Origin of the sequence: Eggerthella sp. BIOML-A1 (assembly GCF_009875595.1) — a bacterium.
Lineage (GTDB): Bacteria > Actinomycetota > Coriobacteriia > Coriobacteriales > Eggerthellaceae > Eggerthella > Eggerthella lenta.
The window spans coordinates 33,812-49,192 of the sequence record NZ_WWRZ01000009.1 but is presented as its reverse complement, the minus strand read 5'-3'; the positions used below and the strand labels follow the sequence as shown (position 1 = coordinate 49,192).

Annotated in this window: 18 protein-coding genes; 11 read left to right on the top strand and 7 right to left on the bottom strand. The window is 65.3% G+C overall.

Annotation, left to right across the window (positions count from 1 at the left end; translation table 11 throughout):
- Positions 1 to 37: 37 nt before the first annotated feature.
- Entirely contained in the window at positions 38 to 838 is an 801-nt protein-coding gene (aroF, locus tag GT590_RS11750; RefSeq protein ID WP_015760299.1) for a 3-deoxy-7-phosphoheptulonate synthase, read from the bottom strand.
- Complete coding sequence (locus GT590_RS11745; protein ID WP_009304913.1) at positions 835 to 1,116, bottom strand: chorismate mutase; 282 nt, start codon at positions 1,114 to 1,116, stop codon at positions 835 to 837. The genes aroF and GT590_RS11745 overlap by 4 nt, the downstream gene beginning before the upstream one ends.
- Before the next feature lie 301 nt (positions 1,117 to 1,417).
- Between GT590_RS11745 and GT590_RS11740 the strand changes: the two genes are divergently transcribed.
- Positions 1,418 to 2,356, top strand: coding sequence for an AEC family transporter (locus tag GT590_RS11740; RefSeq protein WP_009304914.1), 939 nt, complete (start codon positions 1,418 to 1,420; stop codon positions 2,354 to 2,356).
- Positions 2,357 to 2,431: 75 nt separating this feature from the next.
- Here the strand turns inward: GT590_RS11740 and GT590_RS11735 are convergent, their stop codons facing one another.
- The 3 genes from GT590_RS11735 to GT590_RS11725 form a co-directional block, all read right to left on the bottom strand.
- Entirely contained in the window at positions 2,432 to 3,367 is a 936-nt protein-coding gene (locus tag GT590_RS11735; protein WP_009304915.1) for an undecaprenyl-diphosphate phosphatase, read from the bottom strand.
- 30 nt (positions 3,368 to 3,397) lie between these two features.
- A complete protein-coding gene (locus GT590_RS11730; protein ID WP_009304916.1) occupies positions 3,398 to 3,739 on the bottom strand; it encodes a hypothetical protein in 342 nt (113 codons plus the stop codon).
- A 72-nt stretch (positions 3,740 to 3,811) separates the two neighbouring features.
- Complete coding sequence (locus GT590_RS11725; RefSeq protein WP_114533202.1) at positions 3,812 to 4,705, bottom strand: DNA/RNA non-specific endonuclease; 894 nt, start codon at positions 4,703 to 4,705, stop codon at positions 3,812 to 3,814.
- Between the two features lie 118 nt (positions 4,706 to 4,823).
- Here GT590_RS11725 and GT590_RS11720 point away from each other — a divergent pair, with 118 nt between their 5' ends.
- Positions 4,824 to 5,675, top strand: coding sequence for a TIGR02452 family protein (locus GT590_RS11720; RefSeq protein WP_114533204.1), 852 nt, complete (start codon positions 4,824 to 4,826; stop codon positions 5,673 to 5,675).
- Between the two features lie 267 nt (positions 5,676 to 5,942).
- Positions 5,943 to 7,550 carry a glutamine-hydrolyzing GMP synthase gene (guaA, locus tag GT590_RS11715; RefSeq protein WP_114533208.1) on the top strand — a complete coding sequence of 536 codons (1,608 nt, stop codon included), beginning with the start codon at positions 5,943 to 5,945 and terminating at the stop codon, positions 7,548 to 7,550.
- Positions 7,551 to 8,106: 556 nt separating this feature from the next.
- Here guaA and GT590_RS11710 read toward each other — a convergent pair.
- On the bottom strand, positions 8,107 to 8,520 hold the full coding sequence (locus tag GT590_RS11710; RefSeq protein WP_161171124.1) for a helix-turn-helix domain-containing protein: 414 nt from the start codon (positions 8,518 to 8,520) through the stop codon (positions 8,107 to 8,109).
- A 139-nt stretch (positions 8,521 to 8,659) separates the two neighbouring features.
- Here GT590_RS11710 and GT590_RS11705 point away from each other — a divergent pair, with 139 nt between their 5' ends.
- From GT590_RS11705 to GT590_RS11685, 5 genes are all read left to right on the top strand, one after another.
- Positions 8,660 to 8,875 (top strand): hypothetical protein, encoded by a 216-nt coding sequence (locus GT590_RS11705; RefSeq protein WP_161171123.1) that lies wholly within the window; start codon positions 8,660 to 8,662, stop codon positions 8,873 to 8,875.
- Positions 8,862 to 9,935, top strand: coding sequence for a site-specific integrase (locus GT590_RS11700; RefSeq protein WP_161171122.1), 1,074 nt, complete (start codon positions 8,862 to 8,864; stop codon positions 9,933 to 9,935). Before GT590_RS11705 ends, GT590_RS11700 begins: the two co-directional genes overlap by 14 nt.
- Position 9,936: 1 nt before the next feature.
- Positions 9,937 to 10,317 carry a hypothetical protein gene (locus tag GT590_RS14335; RefSeq protein WP_192925355.1) on the top strand — a complete coding sequence of 127 codons (381 nt, stop codon included), beginning with the start codon at positions 9,937 to 9,939 and terminating at the stop codon, positions 10,315 to 10,317.
- A gap of 156 nt (positions 10,318 to 10,473) precedes the next feature.
- Positions 10,474 to 11,091 (top strand): DUF6088 family protein, encoded by a 618-nt coding sequence (locus GT590_RS11690; protein WP_161171121.1) that lies wholly within the window; start codon positions 10,474 to 10,476, stop codon positions 11,089 to 11,091.
- Positions 11,075 to 12,070 carry a nucleotidyl transferase AbiEii/AbiGii toxin family protein gene (locus GT590_RS11685; protein WP_161171120.1) on the top strand — a complete coding sequence of 332 codons (996 nt, stop codon included), beginning with the start codon at positions 11,075 to 11,077 and terminating at the stop codon, positions 12,068 to 12,070. Before GT590_RS11690 ends, GT590_RS11685 begins: the two co-directional genes overlap by 17 nt.
- On the opposite strand, the gene GT590_RS14385 is transcribed toward GT590_RS11685, so the two are convergent.
- The gene (locus GT590_RS14385) at positions 12,028 to 12,420 is read right to left on the bottom strand and encodes a hypothetical protein (RefSeq protein WP_204986935.1); all 393 of its coding nucleotides are present in this window, start codon (positions 12,418 to 12,420) and stop codon (positions 12,028 to 12,030) included. The genes GT590_RS11685 and GT590_RS14385 overlap by 43 nt on opposite strands.
- A 544-nt stretch (positions 12,421 to 12,964) precedes the next feature.
- Here GT590_RS14385 and GT590_RS11675 point away from each other — a divergent pair.
- The 3 genes from GT590_RS11675 (at position 12,965) to GT590_RS11665 (ending at position 15,254) form a co-directional block, all read left to right on the top strand.
- A complete protein-coding gene (locus GT590_RS11675; RefSeq protein ID WP_161171119.1) occupies positions 12,965 to 13,336 on the top strand; it encodes a YraN family protein in 372 nt (123 codons plus the stop codon).
- Between the two features lie 210 nt (positions 13,337 to 13,546).
- Positions 13,547 to 14,311: a ParA family protein gene (locus tag GT590_RS11670; RefSeq protein ID WP_161171118.1), complete on the top strand. Its 765-nt coding sequence runs from the start codon at positions 13,547 to 13,549 to the stop codon at positions 14,309 to 14,311.
- The gene (locus GT590_RS11665) at positions 14,298 to 15,254 is read left to right on the top strand and encodes a ParB/RepB/Spo0J family partition protein (RefSeq protein ID WP_161171117.1); all 957 of its coding nucleotides are present in this window, start codon (positions 14,298 to 14,300) and stop codon (positions 15,252 to 15,254) included. The genes GT590_RS11670 and GT590_RS11665 overlap by 14 nt, the downstream gene beginning before the upstream one ends.
- Positions 15,255 to 15,381: the final 127 nt, after the last annotated feature.

Genomic DNA, 15,381 nt, shown 5'->3' with positions numbered 1-15,381 from the left:
TCCGACGGTTTCCGAGCCGTCGGACGCGCCCGATTCCTTACACGATCTTCTTGCCGAAGACGGCGGCGATCTCGCGCAGCTTCGCCACGAGCACCTTGAACTGGGCCGGCGTCAGCTGCTGCGGGCCGTCGGACAGGGCCGCGGGCGGGTTGGGATGCACCTCGATCATGAGGGAGTCGGCGCCGGCCGCCACGGCGGCAAAGGCGAGCGACGGCACCAGGTCGCGCTGGCCGGCAGGGTGCGACACGTCGATGCACACCGGGCACAGCGACTGCTTGTGGATCACCGGGATGGCGGCGATGTCCAGCGTGAAGCGCGTGGCCGTCTCGAACGTGCGGATGCCGCGCTCGCACAGCACCACGTTGTCGTTGCCTTCCGCCGTGAGGTAGTCGGTGGCGGCCAGCCATTCGGCGATGGTGCCCGCGAAACCGCGCTTGTACAGCACCATCTTGTGCGACTCGGCGGTGACCTGGCCGATTTTCTTCAACAGGCTGAAGTTCTGGAAGTTGCGCGCGCCTACCTGCAGGCCGTCCACGTAGGAGTGGACCAGCTCGCAGTGCGCCGAGTCCATGACCTCGGTGAGCGTTTTCAGGCCGTGCTTCTCGCCGGAATCGCGCATGATCTTGAGGGCCTCCTCGCCCAGGCCCTGGAACGAGTGCGGGTTCGTGCGGGGCTTGAACGCGCCGCCGCGAATCCAGGTGAGACCGAGGCCCGCGACGCATTCGGCCACTTCTTCGAACTGCTCGGCCGACTCGACGGAGCACGGGCCGGCGAAGATGGTGATCTCGTCGGTGCGGGTGCCCAAGTCGGGGATGGGGGCTATCTTCGCTTCGCTCATACGGACGGGGTCTCCTTCATGATCTTGAGAATGGTGGCGTAGATCTCGCACAGGTTCTCGTTGTACAAAGGACCCTCGTTGTAGCTGCTCACCTTCGCGAATATCTCCTCTTCGCGCTTGGCGTCGTACAGGCCCAGGTGGGCTCCGGGCTTCAAACCGCGGATGACCAGCGAGTGGCCGGCGCGCTTGTTGAGCAGCGCGACGATCTGCTTGTCGATCTCGTCGATCTTGGCACGATGTTCTTGGATCTCCGCCAGGGAGCTGTCTCTCTCAGACATCGGCTTTTCCTCTCATGACTCTCATGCTTTAACGTGCGGTTCGACCCGCTGCCTCGCGCGAAAGCGGCGATGTTCTCGGGCGACACGTGTGCTGACATGATAGCAAAAGCGGCGCGCCCGATTGCCATGCCGGCCGAATTAGCGAGGAAGTTCATGGGATATCGCGGTCGGCGCATGCCGAAAACCGATGGAAGGGCGAAGCTGCAAGCCGCTCGGCGCCCCGGCTCCCGTTGACGGTGTACACTGGAAACGCGCGCCTCGCTGCTGCGCCGAATCCGAACCTATTGAGAGGGAAGCCTCGTTGATCTCGCAATTCGCCGACATATTCGTGCAGATGGTCGTCCTGTTCGCCGTGGGCGCGACAGGTTACGCCGCCAAGCGGCTGAACCTCATGGACGAGGACTTCGACAAGAAGTTCTCGAAGCTCATCCTGAATACGGCGTTGCCGGCGCTTATACTGGCCTCCGTGCTGACCGCCGAAACGCTGCCCTCGGCGACGAAGATCCTCTGGACCGCGGGCGTTTCGTGCGCCAGCTACGTGGTGCTCGTCGCAATCGGATTCTCCATCACGGCCGCGCTGCGCGTGCCCGACGGACGCAAAGGCGTCTTCCGGTTCATGATGGTGTTCGGCAACACGGGCTTCATCGGCTTCCCCGTGACGGCGGCTGTTTTCGGCGCGGAGGCGCTCATCTACACGACGGTGTTCAATCTCGCGTTCAATGCGCTCGTCTTCACGCTGGGCGTGTGGATGCTCGCCACGGACAACAAATACGGCGTGAAGATCAAGATGAGCCCGAAGTCGTTCCTCTCGCCGTGCATCGTGGCCAGCGTCGCGTCAATCGCGCTGGCGTTCGCCGGCATCCACGGCGTGCCGGTGCTCGGCGAGGCGCTGGACACCCTGGGCTCGCTCACCACCCCGGCGGCTATGCTCATCATCGGCTCGTCGCTGGCCAACGTGCCGGCGCGCCAGCTGGTGGGCGGGCCGCGCCTCATGGCGGCCGCGCTCGTGCGCCTGTTGGTCGCGCCAGCGCTCGTATGGCTGCCGCTGCATTTCCTCGTGAGCGACCCCGTGCTGCTGGGCGTGATCGTGCTGCTGTCGGCCATGCCGGTGGCCACGAACGGCACCATGCTGTGCTACCAGTACGGCGGCGACAGCAAGACTATGGCGCAGGGCACGTTCGTAACCACGCTGGGCGCCGTTTTCACCATCCCGCTGCTCGCCGTGCTGTTCATGGCGTAGCGGGGCGCAGCGATAACGCAAAGCGGCGCGCCCGAAGGCGCGCCGCGAACCGTGCGATATCTGTATGCACGACCTTTACGGCAGCATGCCCATGCTTTCGAAGACGAAGTAGCCCAGCACCAGCACGCCTACGACGATGCGGTACCAGCCGAACGCGGTGAAGTCGTTCTTCTTGATATAGCCCATGAGGAACTTGATGGCCACCACCGACATGGCGAACGCCGTGATGATTCCCACCGCCAGCACGAGGATCTCGGTGGAGGTCATGGCGATGCCGGCCGCCACGAACTTGATGCACTTCACCAGACCCCAGCCGAACATGATGGGAATGGCCAGGAAGAACGTGAACTCGGCCGCCGCGGTGCGCGAACAGCCGGCCAGCATGCCGCCGATGATGGTGGCACCGGAGCGGCTGGTGCCGGGGATGATGGCCAATACCTGGAAGCAGCCGATCTTGAGCGCGGTTTTCCAGTCGATCTCGTCCACGTCGGTGATCTTGAACAGCGATGCCTCGGCCTCGTCGGACACATCGCCGTACGACACGCGCGCATGGCGGCCGCGCGGCGCCTCGAGGGCGGCTTCGGCCTCGCGCAGTCGACGGCGATTGCGGCGCTCGAGCACGATGAACACCACGCCGTACAGGATGAGCATGGCCGCCACGGTCACCTTGTTGTAGAAGTACTCGTTCACCAGATCGTCGAACAAGAGGCCGATGACGGCAGCCGGGATGCAGCCGATGGCCACCATGCCCCACAGACGCCACGTGCTCTTCTTCTCGACGGCGTCCTTCTTCGGCGAGAACGGGTTCAGCTTGTGGAAGTACAGGATGAGCACGGCCATGATGGCGCCCAGCTGGATGACCACGAGGAACAGGGCCAAAAACTCGTCGGACACCTGCAGCTTCACGAACTCGTCCACGAGGATCATATGGCCGGTCGAGGAGATGGGCAGCCATTCGGTGATGCCCTCCACGATGCCGATGAGGAAGGCCTTCAATGCTTCGATGATCATGCGTGCGTATCCTTGGTTGGGTCGATGCGGTTATCGTTTGCGCTGATGATGGTCTTGCAGCATGGCGATGGCCAAAAGCGCCACCGACAGGCACAGTCCCATGAGAACGAATTGGGGAAGCTCTTGGCCCAGCGCGATGGTGGCAAGGGAGACGAGCGCCACTACGAGCGCCGCCATCTTGCAAAGGTAGGAGATGCGGTCGTTGAACGAGGCGTGCATCTGACGGCGCTCCTCGTCGGTGGGAGCCTCGCGACGAGGACGTTTCGCCGGGCGCGCAGGCGCGGCGACGTCGTCTGACGCGGCAGGAACGGACGCGGGCGCGTCCAGCTCCAAGTCGTCAAGCGCCTCTATGTCGTTTCGCGCGTTCTCCATGCCGGAAATTGTACACGAGGATGAGCGTGGAGCGTCGAGAAACCACAGGGGGCACATCGAGGGGGCATGCGCCTACGGGTTGCACCTGCCGCAGGGGACGTAGCCGCGCGCCTCCGCCTCCTCGCGCGAGCCGTCGAAACCTTCCCGGTTGGCCGCCTTCATGTCTTCGACCGAGGGGCAATCGGGCTTGTGGAAGCGTTTCGTCTTGACGTTGAGGACGTAGGCGTACTGGGACGCATCGAAGGCGCCCTGCGATTCCAGCGAGCCGTCCAGCCGGCTCTCGCCGGTGGCGTAATCGATCTCCACCCCCGGCTGCGCGTTGTAGGCGAACACGTTGAACGAGACGCCTGCACCGCCGTCTTCCACCGACTCGGCTTCGATGTGAACGCCACGCGCCACCAGATCGTCCCCCTCGAACACCGGCGTCGCCCGGTACAGAACGTGGTTCCCCGTTCGATCGACGTACGAAGCGACCCGGTCCTCGAACGGAACCATGCCTCGAACGTTCATGAAACGCGTGCCCGTGACGAGGTTGCGCTCGTTGGCATTCTCCCCCGCAAGCCGATACGCGATGAGGTGGCAGCGATTGTAGAGGTACGCCCCGTCGACGATGTCGTACTTGACCAGATGCCAACCCGACGGCTTCACGCTGCCGATGGAGCCGCGTTCCTCCGTCGGCATGGTCTCGGGGCCGATCAGCGCGAACGCCGTGCCGCAACGGCCGAGCCCGTCGAGGGGAGCATAGGCTTCGAGCGCGGCGAGATCGCGCTCCGCTTCGGAGAAGGAGGGCACGTTGCCGTTCACTTCAACGAACGGGTCGCCCGAGAATTCGGGCAACGCGTCAAGGGAGACGGCTTGCCTCGGGGGCTCGAGCGGCGCCTGCGTTTCGCCGGCGCACCCTGGCAGCAGGACGCCGCTTGCCAGCAGCACGCCGACAAGCAGAAGCTTCGCTAGATTCCGAGCCATCGTCCCCCCTTCGACCGTCGGTTGAGTATACGGCATACATCTTACCGCGCGCGCTGCGAAGAGCCCGTCGAAGCGTCGTTTCCGCTACAATACGGGGAAACGATCGGAGGAGGAAGCCATGCCCGAGAGAGAAGAGCGACGAGCCCAAGCGGCGAAGCACCTTGCCCTGATGAAGGGGGCGTTCTCGACCGAAACCGAAGCGACTGTCGCCGCCGCACGCGTGTACGAGGACGGCGAAGGACGCGAGCTGCCCATCCCGGAAGCCGTGTTCGAGACCACCGAGACCTCTGTCACCACCGCCTTCGCCCCCGCCGCCCTGCGCGACGCGCGAGGCAAGACCGTCGTGGTGGATCCGGCGTCGTTCACGCGGCCCGGCGGCGGCTACGAGGACGGCTCGTTTGGGCCGGAACAGATCCTGTGCTCGGAAAGCAACCTCTACCCTATTCTTTACGGGCTGAAAAGCGCGTACCATGACGGCAACCGCGGCTGCCAGCGCGGGCAGCTGTTCACGGATCGCGCCCTCTACCTGCCGAACGTGGCGTTTTCGCATGCGGGCGTCATCCGCAAGGCGGACGTCGTCGCGCTGCCCGAGCCGAACCGCGCCCGCGCGCTGGAGAACCATCGCTCGGAGCGCGAATGCGACCAGGTTCTGGCGGAGCGCATCGAAACCTTGCTGCGCATCGCCGCCTCCAACGGATGCGAGACGCTCGTGTGCGGCGCGTTCGGCTGCGGGCGCGGAGGGTTCGACGCGCAGCAGGTGATCGGCCTGTTCGAGGATTGGATCCGGAAGCATCCGGGCGTCATCGGCCGCATCGTGTTCGCCGTGCCCCGCACGCATGCCGCCGCGTTCGACGCCGCATTCGGCGAGCCGAAGGTCGAGGAGATCGCTCCGGTTGCCGCCCACGAAGACGAGGAAGACGACTTCGACCTCAGAAATATCGAGCTGCCCGAAGGCGTTACGCTGCGTTAGAGCAGAGGAGCCTCCAAGAAGAATAGCTGTGCGCCGATGCAGCCATCTTCAAGATGGCTGCATTGAGCCATGAGTTGCTTTGCCCTGCGCAAGCTCCGGACGAAACGCGGAACGGCGCGACCGATTCCGCCATCCCTTCCCGTCATGCAAAACACGTGCAGGTGGGCCGACAAACGCCGTGCGGGTTTCGTTTTCATGTAAGATGGCAGCGAGATAATTTCAACGGGCGCTTCCAACATGCCACCGCCCGTACGCAAAGGAGCAAACATGACTGCCACCCCGTCCAGCCAGTTGGTCATCGTCGTCGATTTCGGAGCCCAGTACGGGCAGCTGATCGCGCGGCGCGTGCGCGACTTGCGCGTGTACTCGGAAATCGTCCCATGCGACATCACCGCCGACGAGGTGCGCGAGCTTGCGCCCGCGGCCATCATCCTGTCGGGCGGCCCGGCCAGCGTGTACGCCGAGGACGCGCCGTCCATCGACCCGGGCATCTTCGAGCTGGACATCCCCGTGCTGGGCTTCTGCTACGGCCAGCAGATTATGGCCGTCACGCTGGGCGGCACCGTGGGCCACACCGAGAAGGGCGAGTACGGGGCCGCGCCTTTGACGCGGCGCGACGAGGGAGCGTCTTCGCTGTACGGCGAGACGCCCGTCGAGCAGACGGTGTGGATGAGCCACCGCGACGCCGTGTCCGAGGTTCCCGCAGGGTTCGCGGTAACGGCCTCGACCGACGTGTGCCCCGTGGCCTCGATGGAATGCGCCGAGCGCCGTCTGTACGCGACGCAGTTCCACCCCGAGGTGCGCCACACGCCGCACGGCGACCAGCTGCTGAGGAACTTCCTGTTCGGCATCTGCGGCCTTGAGGCCAGTTGGACGATGGACTCCATCATCGACGATGCCGTGGCGGCCATCCGTCAGCAGGTGGGAAGCGATCGCGTGATCCTGGGCCTTTCGGGCGGCGTGGACTCCTCCGTGGTGGCCGCGCTGTGCGCGAAGGCTATCGGTAAGCAGCTGACCTGCGTGTTCATCAACCACGGGCTGCTGCGCAAGAACGAGCCCGAAGAAGTTGAGGACGTGTTCACGAAGCAGTTCGACGTGGACTTCGTGCACGTGCACGCCGAGGACCGCTACGCCGCGCTGCTGGCCGACGTCGTGGAGCCGGAGCAGAAGCGCCGCATCATCGGCTCGCAGTTCTGGAAGGAATTCTTCGCTGTGGCGGAGGAGCTGGCCGAGAACGGGCGGCCGGTGAAGTACCTGGCCCAGGGCACCATCTACCCCGACATCATCGAGAGCGGCGCGCGCAAGACCGGCGGCAAGGCCTCGACCATCAAGAGCCATCACAACCTGATTCCCTTCCCCGACGGCGTACATTTCGATTTGATCGAGCCGCTTGACCACTTCTTCAAGGACGAGGTGCGCGCACTGGGCACGGCGCTCGGGCTGCCTGATCACATCGTGCATCGCCAGCCCTTCCCCGGACCGGGTCTGGCCATCCGCATCATCGGCACGGTGACGCGCGAGAAGCTGGAGATTTTGAAGAACGCCGACGCCATCGTGCGCGAGGAGCTGGACGCTTACAACGTCCGCGTGTTCGAAGAGACCGGCGAGCGCAACAGCGAACGCAGCGTGTGGCAGTACTTCGCCGTGCTCCCCGACGTGAAGAGCGTGGGCGTCATGGGCGACGAGCGGACGTACGCCTACCCCATCATCTTGCGCGCCGTGGAGTCGAGCGACGCGATGACGGCCGACTGGGCGAAGCTGCCCTACGAGGTGCTGGCCCGAGTGTCGGGCCGCATCGTAGCCGAAGTCCCGGGCGTGAACCGGGTAGCGTACGACATCACCAGCAAACCGCCCGCGACGATTGAGTGGGAATAGCGAGAACTGGCTTCTGAACTCGCGTTTTGGTGCTGCCGAGTACCGCCTGATACTGTTTCGGCATCGCCGCAGGACGAAGCCACCAGCGAAATAGTGGGAATAACAGCCCTCGAACCCTCTGGTTCGAGGGCTTTCTTTTTACATCTCTACCTGGGAAAACGACCCAATTATTCCCGCATACCCCTACTGGGCGGTACGGCGGAGTACTCGGCGGTACGGGAATAATTGGGCCCTGCGGGAATAATTCACAATTCGGGTCCCCCGAAGGCCGATTTCGAACGGTCGAAACTGAGTTGAAACTGCGAGGCGGATTCAAGCCCTCGTCGATTTCATTTGCCCAGGTCAACAAACGGGAATAATAAAACGCGATAATCGGTTTCCGCAGTTTCGAGAACCCCGAATACCGCCGAATAACGCCGCGTACTCTGCCGTACTCGGGCATGCAATTATTCCCCGAACAGGGCTTCTGGGGAGCGGATTTCATACGGGAATAATGGAACAGCCCCGGAGAACCGGAGGCTGTTCGCAAGGAAACGTCAATTTACCTGGGAAGATATCAGAAAGATGCCTTCCAGTCGGCGTAAGCGGCCTCGTCGACTTCTCCGCGCTCAAGCTCAGCGCGCTTTTCCGCCCAGGTCTTGATCGACTGCGCAAGCTTTGCGGCATGCGGCGCCCCGGGGTCGACCGCCAGGCCCATGCCGCCGTCGCCGGGCACGAGGCCATAGTCCTCCTCCAACTGCAGCAACAGAGCCATGAGGTCGCGCGATGTCTCGATTCCGTAGTCTTTGAGCGCACCCACGGAGACCTCGAGCGCCTTCGCGATCTCCTCCAGCAGCTCTGGCTTCACCGCGCGGATGCCGCTCTCGTAGTGCCTGATCGCACCCTCGGTGAGCCCCACGGCATCGGCGAGCTGGGCCTGCGTAAAGCCCTTCGCCTTGCGATACCGCCGAATGTTGTCGCCTGTCGCCATGTGCCCTCCTGTAGATTCCATCGCCGACCATTCTATCAGCGTACGAGTTTGTACGCAATTCTATTGACAGTACAGATACGTACGATTATTCTCAGGAATACGAGCGTACGAATACGTACGGATAGACAGGAGGTCCAAGATGGAACAGCCGGTGGCAAAGACGCCGAGGCCGAGCATGCTCACCGCCGACGAGGTGGCGGAGCGCCTGAAGATCAAGAAAGGCAGCGCCTACGAGGTCATCCGCCAGATGAACAGGGAGCAGGAGGCCCTCGGGCGCGTGGTGATCCGCGGACGCGTCCGCAGCGACCTGTTCGATGCCCGCTACTTCCCGGAGGTGGACGATGCCAGCTTATAAGGACAAGAAGACGGGCCTCTTCTACGTGCAGTTCTACTACCGCGACGCGCGCGGGGCCAAGCGGCACAAGACGAAGAAGGGTTTCCAGACCGAGCTAGAGGCGCTCCTGTGGGAGAAGAACTTCAAGGCCCTCAAGGACGACGCCATGGACATGACCTTCGCCGACTTCTGCAATGTCTACGAGGCGGAGGTGAGGCCGAGGGTCCGCGAGCACACCTGGCTCACCAAGGAGAACATCATCCAGAGCAAGCTCCTGCCGTTCTTCGGCGACATGCGCATGTGCGACATACGGCCCGTCGACATCGTCAGGTGGCAGAACTCCCTCACGGGGTCAACAAGGCCGGACGGGGACGGCTTCAAGCCCACGTACCTGAGGATCATCAACAACCAGCTCAACGCCATCTTCAACCACGCAGAGCGCTACTACAACCTGGAGAAGAACCCCGTTCACAAGGTGGACAAGATGGGCAGCAAGGAGGCCGGCGAGATGCAGTTCTGGACCAAGGACGAGTACCTCCGCTTCTCGGAGGCCATCTCCGACAAGCCGCTCGCCTTCTACGCTTTCGAGGTGCTCTACTGGATGGGCATACGCTGCGGCGAGCTCATGGCGCTCACGCCCTCGGACTTCCTGATGGAGACGTCCGAGCTGCGCATAAACAAGTCCTACCAGCGGCTGCGCGGCGAGGACGTGGTCACGAAGCCGAAAACGCGCAAATCGGTGCGCACGATCAAGATGCCCGCGTTCCTTCGCGACGAGATGGCGGAGTTCATCGAGATGCGCGATGACGTGGCGCCCGACGAGCGGCTCTTCGGCTTCACGAAGCACTTCCTCGTGCACGAGATGGACCGCGGCTGCAAGGCGTCGGGCGTCAAGCGGATACGCATCCACGACCTTCGCCACAGCCACGTGAGCCTGCTCATCAACATGGGCTTCTCCGCCCTCGACATCGCCGAGCGCGTGGGACACGAGGCCATCGACATCACATACCGCTACGCGCACCTTTTCCCCGCCAAGCGCGCGCAGATCGCCGACGCGCTCTCCGAGCTGAGGGGCGAATAGGATGCCGTGCGAGAACGGCGCCCGCAAGCGCAGCAAGACGATGGCGTTCCGCTGCACCCCGGAGGAGTACGAGCTGATCGCCAACATGGCCGCCTGGAGCGGCATGAGCAGGCAGGACTACATCATGGCGAGGCTGACCGGGACCGAGATAACGGTGAGGCCGTCGTCGCGGACGCAACGGGCGCTGCGCGATTCCATGAAGAGCCTGGCGGAGCGGCTCCTCGCCGTGTGCGACGCCGATGAGCTTGATGCGGACCTCCAAAGGCAGCTCGCCCTGGTCATGGAGATCTTCAACGGGTTCGGCGAGGCGCCGCCGCCCGGAAGGCGCGCAAAGCGCGAGAAGGGGCCCAGCGACGATTTCTTCGGGATGTCTCGATGCTAATCCCGGGCCGCGATTGGGAGGCGCAACCGCTTCCGGGCGCACGCGCGCGTGCCGGCGCGGCGAGGGGCCGCAGGCGCGATGCGTGGGCGACCAAGGCAATCAGAGGCAATTTGATGAAAAAGGTATATACTATTTTCATCAAAAAGGAGGAACGCTATGACAGAAGCAGAGGCCATCGCTAAGCGCATAGAGAGCTTCGGCGCCGGCAGGGCCTTCACAGCCGCCGACTTCTCCGACGTCGCAGGCCGGCGCAATGCCGCCAACGCGCTCGGGCGCTTGCATGCAAAGGGAGGGATCGCCCGCGCCATCCGCGGCGTCTACTACGCGCCGGAGCGCAGCGCGCTCATGGGCACCGAGGTGCCGGCCAGCGCCGACGAGGTCGTGCGCGCCGTCGCCCGTGCCAACAAGTGGATCGTCGCACCGTCCGGCGACGCAGCGCTCAATGCGCTGGGCCTCGACACGCAGGTGCCCGCAAAGCTCGTCTACGTCAGCAGCGGTCCGTACAAGCGCTACGAGTACGGGCCGTACGATATCGAGCTCCGGCACCGCGCCAACCGCGACCTGCTCGACTGCTCGCAGATCACCTGCACCATCGTGCAGGCCCTCAAGGCGCTCGGGCGCGATAACGTGGGCGACGAGGAAATCGGAACGCTCGCGCGCAACCTCACGGAAGAGCAGGTCGGCGCGTTCCTGGAAGAGTCGGCGGGGCTCACCTCCTGGGTTGCCGACGCCGCGAAGAAGATATGGGAGGCGAAGCATGGACAGAATCGCTAGGGCCTCGACCGGCGAGCGCAGACTGGTCTTCGAGGCCGTCGCGCAGAGGATGGCGCTTGCGCCGGCCGTCGTCGAGAAGGACTTCTGGGTGTGCTACACCTTGGACCACCTTTTCCACAGAAGCGGCTTCGCCGAGTCCATGGTGTTCAAGGGCGGCACGAGCCTGTCGAAGGCTTTCGGGCTCATCGAGCGCTTCTCGGAGGACATCGACCTCATACTCGATTGGCGGCTCCTGGGCTACGGCGAGGACGAACCGTGGGAGCCGCGCAGCAACTCGGCGCAGGAGCGGTTCAAGGCCGACAGCATCGAGCGCACGAACGCCTTCCTGGCCGACGCCTTTGCTCCGAAGCTCAGGGCTACGCTCTCCGAGTCCCTCGGCACCGAAGCATCCGTTAGGTGCGGGGCCGAGGAGGAGACCGTGTACTTCGACTACCCGCGCTCCTACGAGTCGGCGGGCACGCTCGACACCATCAAGCTGGAGATAGGACCCATGGCGGCATGGTCGCCCTCCGAGGAGGCGGCGATAACCCCGTACGCGGCGGACGTGGTTCCGTTCGGGCCCGAGCTGTCGACCACGGTGCGCACCGCGAGTCCCGAGCGCACGTTTTGGGAGAAGGCCACCATCCTGCACCAGGAGGCCAACAGGCCCGAGGGCAAGGCTATGCCCAGGCGCTACTCCCGCCATTACTACGACATGTACCGCCTCGGCCACTCGTTCGTGCTCGGCCGCGCCGTAGCGCAGCCTGGCCTCCTTGAACAGGTCGTCAGGTTCAAAGAGAAGTTCTACCGCACGCCGTGGGCCAAGCTGGCCGACGCGAGGCCCGGCACGCTCAGGCTCGCCCCTCCAAAGGGCAGGCTCGACGAGCTGGCAGCCGATTACGCCTCGATGAGGCCGATGCTGTTCGGCAGCTACCCGAGCATCGATGAGATAGTCGCCTACATGGTGGAGCTCGAGGAGACCATCAACGGGCTAAGCTGACCAAGGGCGCCCCAATTCCGGGCGCCTGCCGGAATCGAAGAGGCGGGGCGGGCAACGCGACGGCTTCCCCGCCGAGAGCGGAGCGTTCCTTTTCGACGGGCGGCGTTGAGAGTTCGGCATAAAAGACCTCGTTCTGCAGCCTCCAGGATGCGCGCGGCGTCCTCGATGCGCTCGGCGCATCTCTCGCTTATCGACCTCAGGGCCAGTATGCCCTCGACGTCGAGAGGGTCCAGCTGGTCGGCGTGCGCCATGGACTCGAGCAGCTGGTCCAGCCCCCTCGCCAGCCTTCCCGCATCTGCCACCGCGTCGAGCAGCTCGCGACGCTCGTCCTTCTCGTTGATGCCTATCATCAGCCGTCCTCCTTCTTCCGACGGACGTGCTGCGCAGCACCGTAGCCGTTCCGCATGGAGAGCCGCCCTGCCGCCAGCGGCCCCGTGAGCATATCGACCGTGAGCGGCACGGGAGAGGCCGTCCCGATTAGGGTAGCGGCGCCGCGACTCGGAAACGCGCCTCCGTCCTCCACGCGACGTCCCGACGTAACCCTCGCGAGCGCCCCAGCAATCGCCGACAGATCGCATCCCATGTCCGGAAGCCCCGGCGCCCATGCCCGATTCCATACCGCACGCCTCCGCCCCTCCGACTCGAAACCCGCCCTGGCGCTCCTTGGACGCGCAGGGTCGCACGCCGGCGGGCGGCCAGCAAGGGCCGCGACACTTTTTCGGGTTCTTCGCCCCATGCGCTCCGCGCGCGAACAACGCGAAAAACTGACGTCGGGAGATTTCTATAACCACGCCCGACTTCGCTTCCTCCCTTGCCGGCGCGCCCGCGCTGCATGCGACTCACGCGACGCAAGGCACGCCACAGGGGCGGGCCTCAGAGTCTAAGGAGCAAGACATGAACGACATGAAGGAAAAGGCGATGGGCGCGGTCAAGGCCTTCCTCGAGCGCAAGGGCTACGAGATCGTCGACGAGGCCTGGCAGGGGCCCGAGGGCATCGGCGGGATCGACCTCGTGGCGGTGGACGAGGACGGGACCCTGGTGTTCGTCGACGCCACGGTCCGGATCGGGACGGACGGCTTCCCCGAGGTCCACAGGGCGCGCGGGCTGCGCGAGGCGCTGGCGGCGACGTGGCTCGCCGGCAACGGCGACGACTACGCCGACACGCCGGTCCGCTTCGACGAGGTGGCGATGATGGTCGTCAAGGAGAACCGAGCGCTCCTGCGCCACCACGTCAACTGCTTCGGCGAGATGGAGCCGCTCTCCTAGGCGGCGCGCCCGGCCCCGGGCTCCCGGGGCCGGGTTTCCCCGAATCCGGCCCCTGTACCACGAAAGCGTACATATTCGTACGTTTTCGTGGTACACTCCGCTTGTCGGACAAATCCGTACGGTTTTGTCCCGACGCTCCGAGACTCGGGGCGCGCCGGACCGGATGCGGCGAGGCGCGCCCCACGCTACACGCTAGAGAGGACGCGACCCATGCGCACGATAGCCATTTCCAACTACAAGGGCGGCGTCGGCAAGACGACTACCGCCGTGAACCTGGCGGCCATCTTCGCCGCCCGGGGCCTCCGGACCCTGCTCGTCGACCTCGACCCACAGGCGTCGGCAACCGACTTCTTCGGCCTCTACGACCGGGCCGCATCCGAGCGGCGCACATCGGTCGAGCTGCTCTACGGCGGCGCGCCCGTGGAGGAGGTCGCCTACGCCGCCGGGGAGAACCTCGACGTGGTGGCCTCGACCATCGACCTCGTCGACCAGAACGAGATGCTCCTGCGCGAGCAGCGACTCAAGTTCGCCCTCGACGACGCCTCGGGCTCCTACGACGCCTGCCTCATCGACTGCAGCCCCGTGATGCGCAGGCTCGCCTTCAACGCCTACCTCGCCGCAGCGGAGAGCGGCATGGTCATCATCCCCGTGAAGCTCGACTCCACCGTGATGCGCGGCACGGCGCTCACCGTGGAGGCGACGCGCTCCATCGCCGACGCGCTCCGCATGCCGACGCCCCGCTGGAAGATTCTCCGCACCTGCGTGCCCGGCCGCATGACCAACGCCGAGGCAACGGGCGCGGCCGTGCTCGACGGGTTCTTCCCGGGCGAGCAGTTCGAGACGGTCATCCACGCGAGCAGCAAGGTCTGCGAGGGCAGCTGGCAATGGAAGCCGGTGGCGGCCTTCGAGCCGGGGAGCCGCCCCGCGCGCGACTACGAGGCGCTCGCAGACGAGGTATGCCGTGAGCTCGCCTAGGCAGGTGGCCGCGGGCTTCACCATCACGGGGCTTCTCGACGGCGCGTCGCGCACCCGCGGGCGCTACCCGGTGTCCGAGATCGCGGTGGCCGACATCGCCGACCACCCGGCGAACGCCGCGTACTCCATGGACCCGGCCGGCATAGCCGAGCTCGCCGAGTCCATACGCGAGGACGGCCTCACCGACCTGCCGCTCGTGCGAAAGGTCGGCGACGGCTCGTGGCAGATGGTCTCCGGGCACCGGCGCAAGGCCGCCTATGCGCTCCTCGCGAAGGACGACCCCGCCTACGAGAGGATGCCCTGCCGCGTGATCGAGGGCATCGACGACGAGCGGGCGGTGACGCTGCTCCACGCCGCGAACTACTTCACCCGCGCGCTCACCGTGACCGAGCGCGCAGCCGCGACGGAGGCGCTCAGGGGCGACGCCGTGCGCCTGCGCTCCGAGGACCCGTCGCTTTCCGGCATGCGCGTCGACGACGTGAAGGCCGCCATCATCGAGCGGCAGACGGGCCGCAAGGTCTCCGGCAAGACCATCGCGCGCGAGGAGAGGCTGGCCCGCCGTATCGCCGAGGATCTCTCGCCCGAGTGGGCCGCCGAGGCCGACCGAGGCAACCTCAGCGCCGAGGCGGTGCGCTCGCTCGCGGGCATGCCGAAGGAGCGCCAGGCGGAGATGCACGCCGCAATGGAGCCCTGGCGGCGCACCAAGCGGGAGCTCTCCGACTACGTGAGGAGCGAGAGTAAAACGCAGGCCGGCCCCGACGGGCGCATCTCCAAGGCAGCGAGGCTCGTGGCCGACTTCCTCGAGAGCCCGCCCGAGAGCCCGAGCGCGGCCGACCTCTCGCTGCTGCGGGAGATGGCGCTCATGACCGCGCCCTACGCGGAGTCGGGCGCAGGAGCCCGGAAGGTTCGAAGAAGGGCCTCGCATTCGAAATCCAGCAAGTAGCCTATGGCGTCCGACATCCCGTCGGGCGTCCATAGCACTTGGGGACCGGGCGGCCTCGGACCTGTCATGCCGCGGGCCGTTCGGGAGCCCGCTTGCGCGAGGCCCGGTCCCAGAGGCGGCGCCCGGG